We start from the raw sequence: 17543 nt of genomic DNA on the forward strand, positions 1-17543 counted from the left end.
TATTTCAGGCATGACAACTGATGAACACCACACTTTATTCGCCTAAACACGACCGATTCACTCAGCTTTCTTTTAAGTTTAAAAGCAAACTTCTGTTACTCGGACCAGCATTTATTGCCGCAATTGGTTACATTGACCCGGGTAACTTCGCCACCAACATCGAAGCCGGTTCAGCCTTTGGCTATCAACTTCTTTGGGTGGTACTGTGGGCAAACCTCATGGCGATGTTAATTCAATATCTATCCGCGAAACTCGGCATCGTGACAGGCAAAAACCTAGCGGAACATCTAAGAGAACGGTTGCCAAAATGGGCGATAGTGCCTTATTGGATCCAAGCAGAACTCATCGCCATTGCGACTGACCTGGCTGAATTTATTGGGGCTGCAGTCGGTTTTCAATTGTTGTTCGGTATTCGGTTGATTGATGGCGCCGCCATTACAGCCGTCGCAACCGTGGCCATATTGATGCTCAATAAGAAAGGGCAAAAACCGTTGGAAATGACGATTGGTGGGCTGCTACTGTTTGTCGCCATTGTCTACGTGGCAGAATTGCTGTTTGCACATCCATCGGGCTCAGACCTCACAACCGGCATCTTGGTCCCAACACTAAATAGTAGTCATCAAATCTACTTAGCAGCCGGTATCTTAGGGGCAACGGTTATGCCACACGTCATCTACCTGCATTCCGCATTGTTTAAAAACACCTACAATCAAACCGTAGAAAAACGTCTGCGTTCAACCAAATTCGATGTGTCCATCGCGATGATTATTGCCGGTTTCGTGAACATCGCGATTGTTGCAATGGCGGCGGCAGCATTTCACGCCAGCGGAAATCAACATGTGGCAGAAATCGAAACTGCATACAAAACGCTGGAACCGCTGGTTGGTAAGGCCGCATCCATCTTGTTTGGTATCTCACTGATAGCATCAGGTTTGTCATCCACGGTTGTTGGCACAATGGCAGGCCAAGTCGTTATGCAAGGGTTTGTCCGTATGAGCATTCCCATGTGGTTGAGAAGAACCATCACCATGGCGCCGTCGTTTGTGGTGATTGGGCTAGGCATTAACACCACACAAATATTGGTGATGAGCCAAGTCGCACTTAGCTTTGGTATCGCATTGGCGATCATTCCGCTGATTCTGTTTACCGCGAACTCAAGTATCATGGGGAAATACACCAACAGTAAAGCAGTCACATCGACTGGCGGTGTCATCATTGGTTTGGTGTTGTTATTGAATGCGTATCTGCTTACGACACTGATCTAAACAAAAGCAAGCCATCTTAATTACCATATTGATTACGCGTGTGAACGTGAATCAATATGGTAATTATATACTTTATGGTAAATCATTTATGTTCAATGCCTTAAGTGGTTCTCAGCAAGAAAGAGGGCCAAACCAATATATTTCATGGTGCTCGAGTGACATCATTTAACATAATATACATAATGCGCACTGGAGCATTTCTAATTTAAGGGCTACAAAGCCCGTTAAAGCCATTGATATTCCTGAGATTCCTAGCCCGTTATACTTTTTTGCAATGCGCTGCCAAGCTTGTTGTGCTTCGTACGTTTTGGCTTTATCAGCAGCCAAATACACAAGTACAGTTTCTGCATCAGCACCAATTGCGTTTGCTAAATAAAGTGCTTCTGTTTCAGTTAGATAGCGTTCGCCTTTTCTAATTCCCGACAACTTTTGAACACTTATCCCTAAGTCGTGAGCGATTTGCTTATCCTGCACATAGTTTTTCACCTGTTTATAGGCGTCTAACAGTTGGTTTATGTACATTTCTAAATCCTGATTGCTGTGTTTCTGTAGTCATTCTAGCTCATCTGTCCGCAAAAACGTGTATTTACAATACTCAGATATGCGTATTTACTGTACGCAAATCTGTGTATTAGACCACCTTGGGCGTTAGCCCTTGAAGCTTTCGCGCTTGGTGGTCGCTCTCTCAACTGTTCAAGGTGGTTGGTCATGGCATTCTCAAGTAAACACATTCAAGCAAGCGCATTTTGTCAGTTTGTTAAGCGCAATTGGGATTTGATTGGTTGGCTTTCGTCTTGTCTGCTTGTTTTCCTGTTCTTCTACGGTCTCGCCGTTCTTAGCAAACTTTTGCCGGATTACGTTGAAATTGGTGCTGGAAAATATTTTGAAGTTTCTGATTGGTACTCTGATGAACATGCTCGACCACTGATTGCCAGCGCTCTTTCTGATGGTGAAATCAGTTTCTCAGAATACTACGAGATTAGAGATGCCATGTCTGAAAAAGCCAAATTGACCCGCCTGATTCAGGAGAGCAATTAATCATGGCTGCTGAAAAAATCTTTTATGACCTCATGCCTGACAATTCTGTATCCGTTTACATGTTCGGTGATTGGGATTATTTCAGCTCATACGCTGGCCTTGTTTCTTATCTGAATTCGAACGGCGTTTATTACAAGCTGGTTGATATTACAAACACCACGCTTGAAGAACGTCTAGTTATTATGGGGATTCAACAATGAAATTTGCTTGTTTGGATTGTGGTTCTAATTACGAATCCCCGACTCTTTGCTGCTGTCCAGAATGTGGTTCTGGTCTTATTAACCAAATGAACATGGATGATATTCAGGTATTTGGTAAAAAATCTCAGCGTAAAAAAACCGATGACCATCGTTTATCGTCATCCTATGTATATCGCCCTAAAAAGGCTGGCTTGCCTACTGAATTTGTTAACCATACCGTTAACGAATATACGTTTATTGAAGATTATGAGCAGTCGCCTGTTATTGTCGATTACTTGTGCTTTACGGTGAATATGTCTGACTTCCGGCATTGTAAAAAAGAATCGCCCTATTCTGGCATACACTTCCCCGATGAACCTAAATTCTCCACACATCAGGCTCGGTTCTACGAAGATATTGAAGCGTATGAACGTTATTTTCGTGAAGTGTATATGGATTATTTGCAGGAGTGTGTACGCCGCTTTATTCAGTATGTGCTTGGGTTCAATTATGGTGCGCCTCGTGGCCGTGGCTTCCAGTTCTATCAGGATTCGTTTGTATTGACCTCTGAGTTTGGTGATGACTACTGCGGTCAGGTCGGTTTTGGCGGTAACAGAGACACCATTCACTTTCAGATTACTGGACACGGCTGTAAACACCTTTTTGCGCAGCGCTCTTGCCGTTTCCTGCATCACTGGCTTTCAACGATTTTGTGTTGTAAGCAACTCGCTCGTATTGACTTGGCCTTTGATGACTTTGATGGCCTGCACACTTGTGAAGCTGCCGAACGCGCTTCCAAACATGGTGCCTTTAAACGCTCTCGCGGTTTCGCTCCCAAAATCAAAAGCGGTGATGAATGGGAATGGGCTGAGGATGGAAGCAAAATTTTTACTCGTGAAGAGCGTAATTTTGGCTCTCGTCAATCGTTAGTTTACTGGCGTATTTATAACAAGAAACTTGAGCAGAATATCGACGCTGAGGATTTTCAGTGGTATCGCTCTGAGGTTGAATTAAAAAAATGGGATACGGATATTTTATTAAATCCGTTAGGTGGCTTTATTGCATTAAATGCTTATGCTGCCTCCCTTATTTCTGAAGACGTTGCACCTGTTGTAACGCGCACCAAAAAGAAAAAGCGTGCGGCCTGTGATGTATTGGCGTCTGCCTTTTGGGCAAAACGTCAATATGGTCGAGTGGTAAATAGTTTGTTGAATTTATATCAAGGTGATTTCGAAAAAGTAGTCACCACGTTGGTCAGGGACGATAAATTATTATCTTATCCGTCTATGCACCAGAAATTAATTAATGCTTTGGAGTAAATAACATGGCTCGTAATCGTTTATTTGTGTTGGGTGTTGATATTTATTGGAACAGTATCGAGGGGGATTTTGCTGTATTAAATATCTCTCGCCCTTTGCGTGAACTCGATATTAATAAGAAAGAAACGGGTTTTAAAATGACTCGTCGAACTCTTGGTGAATCCGGTGATGTTTCTCAATACGACAAACCTATTCGAATTGACCACGAATACGCACTCAAGCTCGAAAAGGTTGGCGCTCTCGTTCCTCGTCGTGAATATGAGTTTGATTTGGACTTGAACCCGCTCGACCCGTTAGCGGGTTCTATTGTTACCAAACTGATTCCGGTTGACCCCGAAATCAAGAAACACTTTGAAGCCTCTCTTGGCGAAAAACAAGGGGCTTAACCATGAGTCAATGCGTAATCGCTTCGAATGGGTATGTCGTTCCGTCGTCCTCGTCTTGCGATTACGTCCTGTTAACCGCTACTGAGTTGGAAGAATTACAAGCCGATTCAGTGGGCGCGTTAAGTATTGACCAGAACTTATACACCACGGTCAGTGGCTATTTGTTGTTGTCGCTTGTCGGTGGTCACGTTCTAGGTCGTATCGTTAAAGGCCTCGGTCGAGGCTGATTTTTGTATGTCACTAACAACGGAGTAAATCCTTATGAAAAACATTCTTGCTTCTATGAAACAACACGCGGGTAAAGTTACCGCGGCTACTGGTGCTTTGGTTCTCTCTGGTGCGGCTAACGCAACCGTTGAAGAATCGCTGAACGCGGCTGTTGCTTCTGGCCAATCAAACTATTCGATTGTTGTTATCGGTCTGATTGGTTTGGCGGCTGTCGGTTTTGGCCTCCGTGCAATCGTGGGCGCGATGCGTTAAGCCATGGTTGAGCTGATATCAAACGTCGTCACCATACTTCTAGCCGTGGCTAATGGTGGGGCGTTCATATACGGCTTCTACACTGGAATCAACGCCTCCTAACGGGGGCGTTTTACTTCATGGGGTGCCTTATGCGATGCGCGACGAATACCTGTTTGACTCTCCTACTTTTGCTTACTGCTTTTCTGACTTTATCTTCATCTGCTTATGCTGAGGAAGTCGGTTGTCCTGTTGGTGCTAGTCGCCTTATGTGGTGGTCTGAGTCCATTGGTGCTTTCCCTACGGTTTGTTCGAGTTCTAATAATTGTCGTTATCAGGCACCTGCCACTACATCGTGTGCGAATGGTTGGTGTAGTGCTTATATGGTCAGTGATGGAACCTTGTGTGAAGAAGGCGAAAATCCGCCTGAGTGTGAAGGTGATGATTGTGTGACGCCTGCTCCCGTTCCTGACCCTGAGCCAGACCCTGACCCGTACCTTCCTCTGAACAATTATTTTAAAGCTACTTGCACTAATGGGGTTTGTACTGGAACGGTTGAGACCAATTCTGCCATTAGAGCGTGGTCGGAGACTTCATATAATTGGGCGCACTTCATGAATAATCGGGGCTATAAGGCGCTTACAGATGCTCTAACGCTTACCATTCCCCAAAAAATCGTTAAGGCAAAGAAAGATACACTCGACAAACTGGATGACATCGAAGCCAGTATTGAGAGCCAAAGCGAGATTGATTTGGATTCTCTCCTTCTGAATTCCCAACAATACAGGGATGATCGTCAAATGATGAACACTATCTTGAGACTTTCAGGTCAAGCGGAAAGTGCGGCGAACATTTCCAGCTTTAAACTCGATATGCTCAGCTTAGATATGATGAAGCTGAACGACAAAATCGATGGGAATCAAGGTTCAAATACTGCCAACATTTCAGCACTGGCCGACAGCATGACGTCAAATTTCAAGACGACTAACGGCAATATTTCGGCTCTATCTGATGGTCTTGAAGCCCTCTCTTCTCAAATCAGCGGTGCGGGTGGTACTGGTGGTGATGTTGATTTGTCCGGTGTCGAATCAAAGTTGCAAGGCATCCAAGAAACTCTCAACGGTAAAGGTATGGTTGGGCGTCCCTTTGAGGGACAAGTCGATTTTGAAGCAAACGGCCTTTACGGCTCTGATGCGATTGAAAATCTTGAGGGTGAAATCGAACAGCTTGAAACACAGTATCATGAGCAAATGGAGCAGTTTAAATCACTGTTCACGTTTGATGAGTCCGAGCTTGCTGATGGGACTTACATTGAACACAAGTGGACGTTTCGATTTGCTAACGGTCATGTGAACTCGTTCTCGTCTGGTGTATTTCCAGCCTTACTTGAAAACTCAAGCTTGATTGCTGCCGTCCTGTTGTTTCTTGCCGTCTTGCTCGGCATCAAAGCCCTGACGGATTAGGAGGACGTATGCAATTCTTAGTCGATCTCATTAGCTCACTTGGCGATTTCGGTCAGACCATCGTCGATTTTTTGGACTTCGTTCCGACCTACTTTCAACAGCTCGTTGCCTACATCAACGTGTGGTATATCAAGCTCAAACTTGTCGGCCTGATTTGGACAATGCAAGTCTACTACGCGACCGCTCAGATACTGCTTGAAGAAATCGGATTCACTCAGGCGATTGCCTCGGCCTTTAACGCACTGCCGGACGAGCTGCGTTATTACGCGCACGCTTTTGGCCTACCTCGCGCAATCAGTACCTATTTCAATTTCCTTGCCACTGGCTTCGTCATGAAGATGTTGAGGTGATGACATGGCTATTACTATTCGGACAGGCGCTAACGGAGCCTACAAATCATCTTATGTTGCCTACTTCGTGATATTGGAAGCGCTCAAAGCTGGCCGTGTTGTTGTGACCAATATCGAGGGTATGGAACCACTCGACGAAATTGAGCGCCGTCTTGACCTCCAGTTCCCGAGCACGACCCGTTTGATTCGTATCTTTAGCCGCGACAAAAACGGGCTTGACCTGTGGCAACATTTCTTTTGCTGGTGCCCGCTTGGGGCGTTGATTGTTATCGATGAATGCCAGGATATTTTCTCTAAGAACATCGGCTTTCGTATGGAAAAGGTAACGGCTCGCCCTTTGTCTGATTTTCTCGATAACTTGCCGAGTGACTACGAGAATTTCTTTAACTCGCGCCATGTGCCTGTTGATATGACCAAGCTCAAGCCGTCTGAAATCGATGACCGTGGTCAAGCTGAGTACGACGAGAACGGGCGGATTATCTACCCCTTCACCTTTAATGAAGGGTTCGCGCGTCACCGTAAATATAACTGGGATATTGAATTGCTCTCGCCTGACTGGGGACAGATAGACACAGCGATTCGGGCTTGTGCGGAACAGTGCTTTTTCCATAAGGCCAATGACGGCATGTTCTGGGCTAAGCGTAAACCTTATGTCTATAAACATCCCAAAAACACGTCAACGCCTGTTATACCCAAAGGCAAAGACCCCAACGTCATGACGGTCAAAATCCCGCTCGATGCGTTCCTGCTCTACAAATCCACGGCAACGGGTGTTGCTCGTCATTCTGGCGCGGTTAACGTGCTTTATAAAAACCCGAAATTCATCGGCGCTTTGGTCGTGGGTATCGGCTGCATGGGGTATTTTTTCTATGGTTTATCCGGTTTGGTTTTTGGTTCTTCTGAGGAAGTGGCGAACACGTCCACGTCAAAGACTCAATCTAACGTTTCTGCGTCGGCCGATGGGTCTGGTCAAACGGGTTCTAAAGGTTCTGGCGTTCTACCTAATGGTGGGAATCGCAATTCGTCTAACGGCGGTGCCCGTGATTCAGTTTCTCTTGCAGCAAACAGGCTTGAACTGATGCGGCAAATGCTCGGCCTGTATGAGATTCAAAGCCTCTACTACACAGGACACACGACGCAATCGACGAGCACCGGCTTTAAGTTCATGGTCACGCTGGAAGCAAAAACACCGGATGGTGTTTATCGGTTTGACGACACGTTCCTTAGAGCGAACGAGATTAAGTTTGTGCATTACGATGACTGCTTGCTCAAGCTGACTAAAGAGGCTGTTGACCTTAATGTATTTTGCAAGCCTCGTGAAGATGCGCAGCAGGCGAGGCCTGAGCGGGCTGAAATCAGTTTAAATTCTGTTTTTTAAGGAGTGGTTAAGATGGAAACGGTCACGTTTACGATGGAGCAATTCCAAACGATTATAGATACGCTGATTGTGCTTTGTGTGGTCACGGGTGCATTGTCGGCCTTTATGGCGCACCTTGTGTTGCCGTCGGTCGCTTATGGCGCTCGCCGGATTAGGGTTTGGTATCGATATCGACGAAATAAAGCGTAATCGCACGGCGGTATGTCAAAAAATGACATACCGTTTTTTTTGGGGTGGGATAAAAGTTGAAGTCGTTCTCTGAACTATCCCCGAAGGGATAAGGGAGCAAGCCTGCGACCGTGGCACCAAGCCACACGAAATCGGTTAGTGTCTCGGTTGATTTGAATGGCGCGGTTTGTATCTGCCCATGTTAAAAGGCATAAAATACACCACGTCCTGCTAAGCCATAAGTGATGTGCAGCGTTCTCGTTGTGTCGGAGTGAAGCAATCGTGACGTCTAAAGCTTGGCGAGTGTCGAGCAAGCTTTTTCATCTTTCATTCATTAAATCCTTTCAGGGTCATGCGGCGTGGCGGACGACGACGAGGACTGAGGAGGAGGAGCAAGCGGAGCGACCCCCGTGCTTGTACTACGGGGGTACTTTCCACCTAACTATCAGCTCTCGCGGGACTTTAGCGGATTTGAAGCTTTTACGACTCTTGATGATTTACACCTAATCGTAGGCGTTAATGCGGTTTCTCTTCAGTTATAAAAATTAAACCTTGATACACTTCCCCTGTCGGCCTATTTATGCGGTTATTTTGAAGTGATTCAAAGGCTCGCATGCAAGAATTTCTTCTAGTTGAGCCTTTAATCTCTATGATTTTGATTAATCCATCTTTGCTTATTTTAACCTTAAAACTACAGGTATCGTTTCCTTCGATATAGTCATAGAGTTTAGATTGAATTAAGGCATCTACTTGGGATGTTATGCTTTCTTGCTTGGCTTTGTATTCGGCAAGATCACCTGCCAGTTTGTGGCCTTCTTTTGCTGGGAACAGCAAAATACTAGCTGTGACGATAAGTAACCCGATTTGCGCCATTTCATGTCCTTAAGATGTAAGAGGAATCAGTTCCCCTTTATTCGTGCAAGCTCTCTAGCTATCTTAAGCAATTTGCTGCAAGTTTTTAATTCAATATCTGATTGAATTTCAAGTAATGCTATACCCGTCAATAATTGCTGAGCTGTAATCATTTGTCCCGTTGGTAACATCATTTGATTGTGTACCATTGCAAAATGGTCCCATTCTGGATGATGGCTTAACTCACGTCTGGTTTCCCACCGCATTAAGCGTTTGCACTCTGGTGGTATCTCTTTCCCTGAATCCCAACCCGTGATAACTCTCACACTTTTAAAACAAAGTTTTGCTGTTTGTTCTTTCGTTAAACCACATTCTAATTCACGAAAAATGTAATTCTTAGTCATCTCGTGATACTTCACTGTCAATACTCCTAAAAGGAGTATTATTACCAAATGTGATATGCACCCAAGGATTATACATAATGAGGCATAATGCGCACCAAGTCCGGTGAATTTAACATCTGATAAAACCTGTCGGTTTTCATGACCTAAAACCCTGATACATGAGCCGTATTTCTAGTTAACTGGGCTTTTCTTCGTAGTTTGACGTTTGTTTTCACTGAGTCGTCTTCATCGTGCTTTAATGATTTCAGCCTCACACCTTATCAAGATCATTTTGTCACACACATTTGTTAGAGTTCCCGTGCATCAATTTGAATCCTGATGAACCGTTCTGGGATTTGGTATTTGTACTTTTTGCCAACCTTGATGGCCTGTTTGACGCGTTTACAAAGTTGCGCGTCGCCAAGCGTTGAGACTTGTACGACCTTGGCGTACTGATTGTCGATGTGATTCATGTCGACAAATACATCGCAAAAACCTTTTGCAGACACATTCTGTTTGCTCAGCACTTTGAGAGTTTTGGCTTTGATGAGCCTTGCGACGTTGTTGATTTCTGTATCGTCTGCCCATGCGTGCTGTGAACAAAGCCATATTGCGATGATGAGTAATTGTGGTTTCATTGTGTCACTCCAATAAAAAAACGGCTGAATACTACATCTGGTATTCAGCCGTTTCAGCTTGAAGCGTTAAGATTTCGGTCTAGTTTGCACCTTGATGCAAACGTGTTGTCGCTAATGGCGCAATCCTAGTGACTCTTTTTACTTTTATCACCGTTGCCTTTGAAGCCTTGATGTGGAAACACGTTTCGAATGCGCTGTTGTACTTTCTTTGGCACCTGGTTCGAGAACACCAACTTCATATTGTGCCTTTGATGATAAACTTTGAGTTCACCATCAAATGGCGCATTTTCACCAATCTCAATGACATTATGTTTAAACGACGGCGGAAAATGACCTTTAACCTGTGTAATGACACCATTTTTAAACTTAACTTTGAGTACAGGCCTGTCGGCCGCGACCAACCAAAAGATGACGATTGCAGCAATTAAAATCACATACAACATCTTGCTAACTCCTAATCAGACAGCAATTTACTTAAATCTTCTTTTAAACTCGAAACCGTGCGGCTCGCTTTCTCGCTCCGTGACGCTTCGCTAAGCAGATACTCAATGGCATCGGATAACGTGCATCCCAGTTCGTTTGCTCGCACAGACAACTTTTCCCACACGCGATAATCTAAATCGATGGATTTCTTACGTGTATGCAACTGCTCTGCATTGAAATGACGCTTCCGTTTGGCACGAATGGCTTGTTTGAGCTTGTTGTCCAAATCTGGTGCCATATGCTGTTCGATCCATTCAAGCACCAAGGTTGGCTCATGTTCTAGAGATTTGAGTTCTTGAACAGCGGCATCTGCCTCACTACGATCGATATGACAAGTGATCGGTTCGCCATCTTTCCATTTTTTGATTAAGTACTGCCACTTCCAACCGCATTCCAGGTTTTCGAGTTGTTGATATTTCATGTCTGGCAAGCCTATTTTAAATTAGGGTGACAGCGTAACCCAAGTGACACAGTCGTTTCAATTATATCGATAAAAAACACGACCAAGATCATCACAAATATCAAAGCTATTCGCGCTTTGGGTTTTTCTATATAATTTGTCTCCTTTTCACGATTTCGACGATTCAATGACACAAGATATCTGGCGTTTAGTGACGCCTCAGTATGACCAGTTCAGCACTGAGTTATCTCAATACCCTAACCTGCCTTCTGTTTCTCTGTTTGGCACTCAAACCAGACTTTCACAAGCAATTGAAAGGTTCATTCACGTCAAAGGTTTTAGCCGCATTCTGTTAGTCAATGCGCCAGATAACTCAATCTACCGCGCTTTGATTAAAGAGCAGATGGAGAGTATGACGTCTTCAGTGCCCGTTGTGGTGACTGAAACGTTAGATATGGGTGCAATTTTCGGACAAGTCAAAGCTGAAAATGGCCATATTGTCAGTGAAGTCAGCGGCCTATTAGACAAAGCTGATAACGGATATCTTGTCGTTTCTGCGAATTTACTACTCGCGAATCCGCGCTGTTGGCCAATGTTGAAATCTGCCGTGCTGGGCGACGCCATTTCACCGGTGAATTGTGACCCCAAGTCACCCATTCACTCATTGCCGACAAAAAGTTACAACGTCAAACTCGTTGTGGTTGGTGATAGAAACCAGTTAGGCGACATCGATTTTCTGGATGCAGATATTCACTCAGGGCTATGCTTGTTCAGTGAGTTGGAAGTGGATATCAAACTTGATCAGGACTCCATTACGACTTATTTAGGCTACCTACTCTGGCTCACTGATCGCTATGAGTTACCAATGCTGACGAACGATGCTGTTGAAGCGGTCATGACCGCCGGCGCTCGTTACACCGAAGATCAACATTACGCCCCCCTATGTGTGATGTGGCATCGCGCGCTGCTCGAAGAAGCGGCACTTCTGGGTCATCAAGCGACGATCGAAAAAGAACACATTGAACAAGCACTGAATCAACGTTATTACCGTGAATCTTACTTACCTGAGCGTGCACTTGACGACATCCTTGATGGCCAAGTCATTATCGAAACTCAAGGTGAGCAAATCGGACAAGTCAACGGCCTGACTGTCATCGATATTGCTGGTCATCCAGTATCTTACGGCGAGCCAGCCCGTATTTCATGTGTGATTCATTTTGGTGATGGCGATATTTCTGATGTCGAACGGAAAGTTGAGCTGGGTGGTAATTTACACGCTAAGGGCATGATGATCATGCAAGCGTTTGTGAGCAGCGCGCTCAATCTGGACGTTCCGCTGCCATTCTCCGCTTCAGTCGTATTTGAACAGTCTTACAGTGAAGTGGATGGCGATAGCGCTTCGCTCGCTGAATTATGCTCATTAGTGAGCGCCCTATCCGAATATCCTATTGACCAACAAATTGCGGTCACAGGCGCCGTAGATCAGTTCGGTCGCGTCCAAGCAGTTGGTGGGCTCAACGAAAAAATTGAAGGTTTCTACCGGGTTTGCCAACATCAAGGTTTTACCGGTGAACAAGGCGTCATCCTGCCGAAAAGTAATCTGAAACACCTTGCGCTTCATCAATCTGTCGTCGAAAGTATTAAAAATGGGGAATTCAACATTTGGCCCGTCTCGAATGTTGATGAAGCTGTTCCTGTACTCATGAATAAACCATTCCGTGGTGATGATGAGGAAAGCGTGATCAGCCGAATCGCCGAACGAATTGAAAACTTTGAAAAACACATTCAGCCACAAGGATTTGTGGAACGCCTCAAAAACTGGTTCGTTTAGTACTGATCGGAGTTGTTTGGCGTACACGTGTTCACTAAGATGCACCGTATCAGAAATTGGAGTAATTGATAATGCACAACAAACGAGACTCTTATAACCGCGACGATCTTTTAGCTTCTAGCCGGGGCGAACTTTTTGGCCCTGGTTACCCTCAACTACCAGCACCAAACATGCTGATGATGGATCGAGTGACTAAGATGTCTGAAACTGAGGGTGATTTTGGTAAAGGCTTGATTCTGGCCGAACTCGACATCACTCCAGATCTTTGGTTCTTTGATTGTCACTTCCCTGGCGATCCAGTGATGCCTGGCTGTCTTGGCCTTGATGCAATGTGGCAACTGGTTGGTTTCTTCCTTGGCTGGGTTGGCGGAAAAGGTAAAGGTCGTGCATTGGGTGTTGGCGAAGTAAAATTCACTGGTCAAATCCTACCGACAGCGAAAAAAGTTACTTACGAAATCCACATGAAACGCGTTGTAAACCGTAAATTGGTGATGGGTCTTGCTGATGGCCGCGTATTGGTTGATGGCAAAGAAATCTATGTTGCGAAAGACTTAAAAGTTGGCCTGTTCCAAGACACTTCAGCGTTTTAATTCGTTGTGATTGAATCTAGCCGCTCGATTGAGCGGCTTTTTAGTTGGTAGTATATTTAGTTATAGTGCATCAGGTGATTTAAAATCCAAATAAAAAGCCCCTTTCGGGGCTTAGATCCTGTGTTGTATGTGGAAATTATTTATAGAGACCAGTCAGTTTGTCTTCTCTAGCTTCACGCCAACCACCTAGCCAAAAGGATCGAGCTTCCATTTGTTGGTAGGGACATTCTTCTTGCGATCGGCCATTCAGGCCCGCTTTGTATCCCTGAGATTGCGCTCTTTCCAGGCGATCACGCTTTTGTCTCTTCATAGTGCAGTCCTCATACAGTAGCTTGTGTCTAAGTTACAACTATTAAAATCGTGTGGCATTTCCATGACCACACCATTAAGAATTGCTCAAAAAACCACCTTCATCAAGCCAAAAAAAAGCACAAGTCCAGATCTGTGAACTTGTGCTTCGTTTGACAAAAATTTACTATTTTCTACGGAACCCGAGGAAACCTAGTACAGCCAACATCCACAGACCAACACCTGCACCACTACGCTCAGTCGTTGTTTCATCTGTGCCACGGGCTAAAATATTGCTGCTCGTGGCGCCTGGAATTGGCACCAGTTTGACAGCAACCGTTGTCTCATCTTTGCTGCCTCCACCACACGTCGCATTATATGCGGTGGTATCGTAACCGTTCTCACACTTCAACGCGGTTGCAGAAATCACACCGGCATCGTTGATGTCAGTGGCATCAATGATACGGTATTGGTTGTTTCCTGATACGTCCACCGAGCTGGAATCAGGAGCCGGACCATTGGTTAGATTATCTAACCACCAAGCTTTATTGTTGAAGACTGCTCTGCGGTCAGAATCCGTGCCATCTGCATCATATGGATAGATAAATCCTCGCTTACGACGCGGCTTACCATTCACCTCACGGGTAGATTCAGCATCGATTTGGCCCACAATTTCATTGTAATTATTAATGCCTCCGGCTTTACCACCAGCGCCATCAAAAAAAATGCCCCCAGAGAAAAAAGTCGCTGAAGGTGATGATACAGAAACATCCGGTACAATAAACAAACGAGTTGTAGCTGCACCATTGTAAGGTGTTCTTCCCCAACGCTTGGCCTCGCCGATTGCAATTAAATTGCTGTTTACAGAGGTCAATAGTGTGTTGGAATACACGTGCTCGCCATCTGTTCCACCATTCGAATAAACTTTAGCCTTATTTATACCGACCGTAATCCAGTTAGACGGTGAAACGAAATCAGCTTTAGCAACCTTAGATATGCTAGCTTCCATATAGTTACGATTACTATAAAAACTGTTATAGCCTACTGCATAAATGGTCTCATCTGCATCATCATCGATTACAAAATCACGAAAACTGCCCTGAGCAATAGTACTGTTGTCATAAACTTGTGTATTGCTCGGCCAAGCCACCTGAACTAAACCATCACTACTCCACATTGCCGCTTTTGATGAATAGTAGGTACCATTTGTATTAGATACAGAAGTGGAGACACTACCTACGGTATAAGTATCATCCGTTTTCCATGCGCGAGATTGCAGATAGCTGTTAGTTGTAATGTTATCAGCTAAAGCTTCTACAGTATTGCGGCGGAAAACAGAAACATCACCTTGAGCCAATTTGATACCAATCGGTTCGCCTAAATTATCGAGACTGTTTACCACCACGTTGTAACTTTCGTCTACAGGAGAACCTGTTGCAGAATTGCCTGTGAATGCAATTGAATTGATATCCGAAACACCTGAGATCTCATTACTCCAAAGATTCCAGCGTATCGATGCCCACGTGTCACAAGTGGCATAACGCAACTGAACATCACAATAATTTTCGAAGTCATCCGAATCCTGAATATATATGAAGGCGTTATCCATACCAAACGGCGCTTCTTCTCGGAAACTCAAACCGTCGACCGCCTCACCGGCGTTCACTTCAGACGAACGGGTTTCACCAGCAAGTATATAATCGGTACAACTTTTGCCGCCGTGACCAGTGATTGTTGCGCTATTAAAACAATTATCTTCGGCATCATCTGTCACTGCAGGTTGAATCGCAACACCAAAGCTACTCTTGTAAGAATACGTTGTACTTGGTGTCACTTCGACGACTTGATACAAAGCTGCGGACGCAGTGGTCGATGACACAATCGCGGCGGTGATGAAGGTCAGTTTAAAAGTGTTACTACTCATTGGTTTCATTAACTTTCCTGTTGCATTGCCTCGAGCTCTTCCCAGCGCTCAAATGCAATTTCAAGCTCCTGCTCAGTGGCAGCTAACTTGTCTAAAATGGGTTGTGTTGCCTCTACAGGCTGACCAAAGAAGTCAGGGCTATTCACCTGTTCCTGCAGAGCGTCAATCTCAGCTTCTAATTCTTCGAGTTTCACAGGCAGAGTTTCTAGTTCGCGCTGCAGTTTATAAGATAACTTCTTAGACTTAGGCTTCGAAGGCGCGGTTTTGGGAGATTCCTCAACCACTTTCTCTGCTTTGATTACTTTTTCAGCGTTCCGGTACTGAAGAACTTGCTGTCGTTGTTGTTGAGCATCGTGATAGCCCCCAACAAACTCTTCAATGACACCATCGCCTTCAAAGATCCAACTCGACGTCACGGTATTATCAACAAACTCACGGTCGTGGCTGACTAACAATAACGTGCCTTGGTAATTGGCAAGCAAATCTTCCAAAAGTTCCAAGGTTTCGATATCTAAATCGTTCGTTGGTTCATCAAGCACCAATAAATTGTTCGACTTGAGGAAAATACGCGCTAACAGCAGGCGGTTTTTCTCACCCCCGGACAGTGCTTTCACTGGCGTACGTGCGCGCTTTGGTGCAAACAGAAAATCTTGCAGGTAACTCAATGCATGGCGTTGACGTCCGCCCACGGTCACTTCTTGCTTCCCATCAGCCAGGTTATCAATCACCGACTTTTCTGGATCCAGAACTTCGCGGTATTGGTCGAAATACGCGACTTCAAGCTTGGTACCGCAATGCAAACGACCTGAATCCGGCTGAAGTTCACCCAGCAGTAATTTCAGCAAGGTACTCTTACCGCACCCATTTGGACCGACAAGGGCGATGCGATCGCCACGCATGATGTTAAAGCTAAAGTCCTGAACGATGGACTGGCCGTCAATCGCGTACTGTAAATGTTCCGCCTCAAAGACAATCTTGCCTGAACGCGCCGCATCATCGATTTGTAGGTTCACCTTGCCCTGCACTTCACGACGCTCACCGCGCTCTTCACGCAGCTTCTTCAGTGCTCTAACGCGACCTTCATTACGCGTACGACGCGCTTTGATGCCTTGACGAATCCATACCTCTTCCTGCGCCAGTTTCTTATCAAACTCCGCATTCTGCATCTCTTCAATTCGCAGCTGCTCTTCTTTTTCCACGAGGTATTTTTCGTAGTTCCCAGGAAACGAATTCAACTGACCACGATCCAAATCCACAATACGTGTCGCCATGGATTTAATAAACGCACGGTCGTGGGAAATGAAGATGATTGAACCGCGGAAATCCTTCAGGAAACCTTCTAACCACTCAATCGTTGTCACATCCAAATGGTTGGTCGGTTCATCGAGTAGCAACACATCTGGGTCACAGACCAGCGCACGCGCCAATGCAGCTTTACGTTGCCAACCACCGGAAAGTTCGGTCAATTTCGTGTGACCATCAAGCTTCAGTGCACTCAGGACGTTCTTGATTCGGTCTTCAAATCGCCATGCGCCAGCATGCTCAAGCTGCTCTTGAATATTCGCAAGACGTTTAATGTTGGATTCCGTGGGTTCGACCGCCACCAGATCCAGCAGATCTTGATAGATCTTGAGTTGTTCACCGACCTCTTTCAAACCACCAGCAACGTAATCGTACACATTGCCTTCCTGATCGCGAGGTGGGTCTTGCTCAAGGCGAGAAACGACAACATCCTGCATCACCTGTATTTTGCCGTCATCCATCAGGGTTTCCCCTGCCAAGACTTTCATCAGTGTCGACTTACCGGCTCCGTTGCGGCCCACAAGACAAACACGTTCATTTTCTTGCAGTGCGAAATCTGCATGGTCCAGCAATGGGTGATCACCAAATGCCAGCAACCCGTTATGAATGGTAATTAATGCCATTATTTTCCAACCATTGAGTTAATTCGTTGATATCAAAAGGCCAATTCAGCTCTGAATTCTGATAGGAAAGTACGGGGATTGTGACCCCGTAACGAGAAAACAGTACATCGTCGAACGCAATGTCGACGATGTTAACCTGTTGAGTGAGCTGAACTTGTTTAAGCAAGTCATACGCCATTTCACATAAATGGCAGCCTTCCGTGCTATAGAGAGTTATCACATCC

Annotated in this window: 23 protein-coding genes; 13 read left to right on the top strand and 10 right to left on the bottom strand. The window is 45.2% G+C overall.

Features of this window, described 5'->3' with window-relative positions:
- The first annotated feature begins 20 nt into the window (after positions 1-20).
- Entirely contained in the window at positions 21-1265 is a 1245-nt protein-coding gene (locus tag ACF8PK_RS06540) for an Nramp family divalent metal transporter (RefSeq protein ID WP_004725977.1), read from the top strand.
- 165 nt (positions 1266-1430) lie between these two features.
- Here the strand turns inward: ACF8PK_RS06540 and ACF8PK_RS06545 are convergent, their stop codons facing one another.
- Positions 1431-1787, bottom strand: coding sequence for a DUF3693 domain-containing protein (locus ACF8PK_RS06545; protein ID WP_238819979.1), 357 nt, complete (start codon positions 1785-1787; stop codon positions 1431-1433).
- Between the two features lie 186 nt (positions 1788-1973).
- On the opposite strand from ACF8PK_RS06545, the gene ACF8PK_RS06550 reads away from it, so the two are divergent.
- The 10 genes from ACF8PK_RS06550 (at position 1974) to ACF8PK_RS06595 (ending at position 8026) form a co-directional block, all read left to right on the top strand.
- The gene (locus tag ACF8PK_RS06550) at positions 1974-2303 is read left to right on the top strand and encodes a hypothetical protein (RefSeq protein ID WP_392440575.1); all 330 of its coding nucleotides are present in this window, start codon (positions 1974-1976) and stop codon (positions 2301-2303) included.
- Between the two features lie 2 nt (positions 2304-2305).
- Positions 2306-2503 carry a hypothetical protein gene (locus ACF8PK_RS06555; RefSeq protein ID WP_275725380.1) on the top strand — a complete coding sequence of 66 codons (198 nt, stop codon included), beginning with the start codon at positions 2306-2308 and terminating at the stop codon, positions 2501-2503.
- A complete protein-coding gene (locus ACF8PK_RS06560; RefSeq protein WP_392440576.1) occupies positions 2500-3801 on the top strand; it encodes a replication initiation factor domain-containing protein in 1302 nt (433 codons plus the stop codon). Before ACF8PK_RS06555 ends, ACF8PK_RS06560 begins: the two co-directional genes overlap by 4 nt.
- Before the next feature lie 5 nt (positions 3802-3806).
- Positions 3807-4187 (top strand): DUF1293 family protein, encoded by a 381-nt coding sequence (locus ACF8PK_RS06565; protein ID WP_392440577.1) that lies wholly within the window; start codon positions 3807-3809, stop codon positions 4185-4187.
- A 2-nt stretch (positions 4188-4189) separates the two neighbouring features.
- Positions 4190-4414, top strand: a complete 225-nt coding sequence (locus ACF8PK_RS06570) for a hypothetical protein (RefSeq protein WP_392440578.1) — start codon at positions 4190-4192, stop codon at positions 4412-4414.
- A gap of 34 nt (positions 4415-4448) precedes the next feature.
- On the top strand, positions 4449-4667 hold the full coding sequence (locus tag ACF8PK_RS06575; RefSeq protein ID WP_392440579.1) for a hypothetical protein: 219 nt from the start codon (positions 4449-4451) through the stop codon (positions 4665-4667).
- Positions 4668-5029: 362 nt separating this feature from the next.
- The gene (locus ACF8PK_RS06580; protein WP_392440580.1) at positions 5030-6109 is read left to right on the top strand and encodes a hypothetical protein; all 1080 of its coding nucleotides are present in this window, start codon (positions 5030-5032) and stop codon (positions 6107-6109) included.
- Between the two features lie 8 nt (positions 6110-6117).
- Positions 6118-6459, top strand: a complete 342-nt coding sequence (locus ACF8PK_RS06585; RefSeq protein WP_232658765.1) for a DUF2523 family protein — start codon at positions 6118-6120, stop codon at positions 6457-6459.
- A gap of 4 nt (positions 6460-6463) precedes the next feature.
- On the top strand, positions 6464-7837 hold the full coding sequence (locus tag ACF8PK_RS06590; RefSeq protein ID WP_392440581.1) for a zonular occludens toxin domain-containing protein: 1374 nt from the start codon (positions 6464-6466) through the stop codon (positions 7835-7837).
- 12 nt (positions 7838-7849) lie between these two features.
- The gene (locus ACF8PK_RS06595; RefSeq protein WP_392440582.1) at positions 7850-8026 is read left to right on the top strand and encodes a hypothetical protein; all 177 of its coding nucleotides are present in this window, start codon (positions 7850-7852) and stop codon (positions 8024-8026) included.
- 495 nt (positions 8027-8521) lie between these two features.
- Here the strand turns inward: ACF8PK_RS06595 and ACF8PK_RS06600 are convergent, their stop codons facing one another.
- The 5 genes from ACF8PK_RS06600 to matP all read right to left on the bottom strand — a co-directional run bounded on the left by ACF8PK_RS06600 (position 8522) and on the right by matP (position 10782).
- Positions 8522-8878 carry a hypothetical protein gene (locus tag ACF8PK_RS06600; protein ID WP_392440583.1) on the bottom strand — a complete coding sequence of 119 codons (357 nt, stop codon included), beginning with the start codon at positions 8876-8878 and terminating at the stop codon, positions 8522-8524.
- Positions 8879-8904: 26 nt separating this feature from the next.
- Positions 8905-9276: a regulator gene (locus tag ACF8PK_RS06605; protein ID WP_392440584.1), complete on the bottom strand. Its 372-nt coding sequence runs from the start codon at positions 9274-9276 to the stop codon at positions 8905-8907.
- A 272-nt stretch (positions 9277-9548) separates the two neighbouring features.
- Positions 9549-9878, bottom strand: coding sequence for a hypothetical protein (locus ACF8PK_RS06610; RefSeq protein ID WP_004725979.1), 330 nt, complete (start codon positions 9876-9878; stop codon positions 9549-9551).
- Positions 9879-10003: 125 nt separating this feature from the next.
- A complete protein-coding gene (locus ACF8PK_RS06615; protein ID WP_055466014.1) occupies positions 10004-10321 on the bottom strand; it encodes a DUF3634 family protein in 318 nt (105 codons plus the stop codon).
- 11 nt (positions 10322-10332) lie between these two features.
- Positions 10333-10782, bottom strand: coding sequence for a macrodomain Ter protein MatP (gene matP / locus ACF8PK_RS06620; protein ID WP_004725983.1), 450 nt, complete (start codon positions 10780-10782; stop codon positions 10333-10335).
- A gap of 166 nt (positions 10783-10948) precedes the next feature.
- On the opposite strand from matP, the gene ACF8PK_RS06625 reads away from it, so the two are divergent.
- Complete coding sequence (locus tag ACF8PK_RS06625; protein ID WP_392440585.1) at positions 10949-12592, top strand: S16 family serine protease; 1644 nt, start codon at positions 10949-10951, stop codon at positions 12590-12592.
- 71 nt (positions 12593-12663) lie between these two features.
- A complete protein-coding gene (fabA, locus tag ACF8PK_RS06630; protein WP_004725988.1) occupies positions 12664-13182 on the top strand; it encodes a bifunctional 3-hydroxydecanoyl-ACP dehydratase/trans-2-decenoyl-ACP isomerase in 519 nt (172 codons plus the stop codon).
- A gap of 136 nt (positions 13183-13318) precedes the next feature.
- Here the strand turns inward: fabA and rmf are convergent, their stop codons facing one another.
- The 4 genes from rmf to ACF8PK_RS06650 form a co-directional block, all read right to left on the bottom strand.
- The gene (rmf, locus tag ACF8PK_RS06635; RefSeq protein WP_038151159.1) at positions 13319-13492 is read right to left on the bottom strand and encodes a ribosome modulation factor; all 174 of its coding nucleotides are present in this window, start codon (positions 13490-13492) and stop codon (positions 13319-13321) included.
- A 165-nt stretch (positions 13493-13657) separates the two neighbouring features.
- Positions 13658-15403, bottom strand: coding sequence for a DUF3466 family protein (locus ACF8PK_RS06640; RefSeq protein ID WP_392440586.1), 1746 nt, complete (start codon positions 15401-15403; stop codon positions 13658-13660).
- On the bottom strand, positions 15403-17319 hold the full coding sequence (locus ACF8PK_RS06645) for an ABC transporter ATP-binding protein (RefSeq protein WP_392440587.1): 1917 nt from the start codon (positions 17317-17319) through the stop codon (positions 15403-15405). The genes ACF8PK_RS06640 and ACF8PK_RS06645 overlap by 1 nt, the downstream gene beginning before the upstream one ends.
- Positions 17297-17539, bottom strand: coding sequence for a glutaredoxin family protein (locus ACF8PK_RS06650; protein ID WP_081454430.1), 243 nt, complete (start codon positions 17537-17539; stop codon positions 17297-17299). Before ACF8PK_RS06650 ends, ACF8PK_RS06645 begins: the two co-directional genes overlap by 23 nt.
- Positions 17540-17543: the final 4 nt, after the last annotated feature.

Source organism: Vibrio sp. CJQ_6 (assembly GCF_043106745.1).
GTDB lineage: Bacteria > Pseudomonadota > Gammaproteobacteria > Enterobacterales > Vibrionaceae > Vibrio > Vibrio furnissii.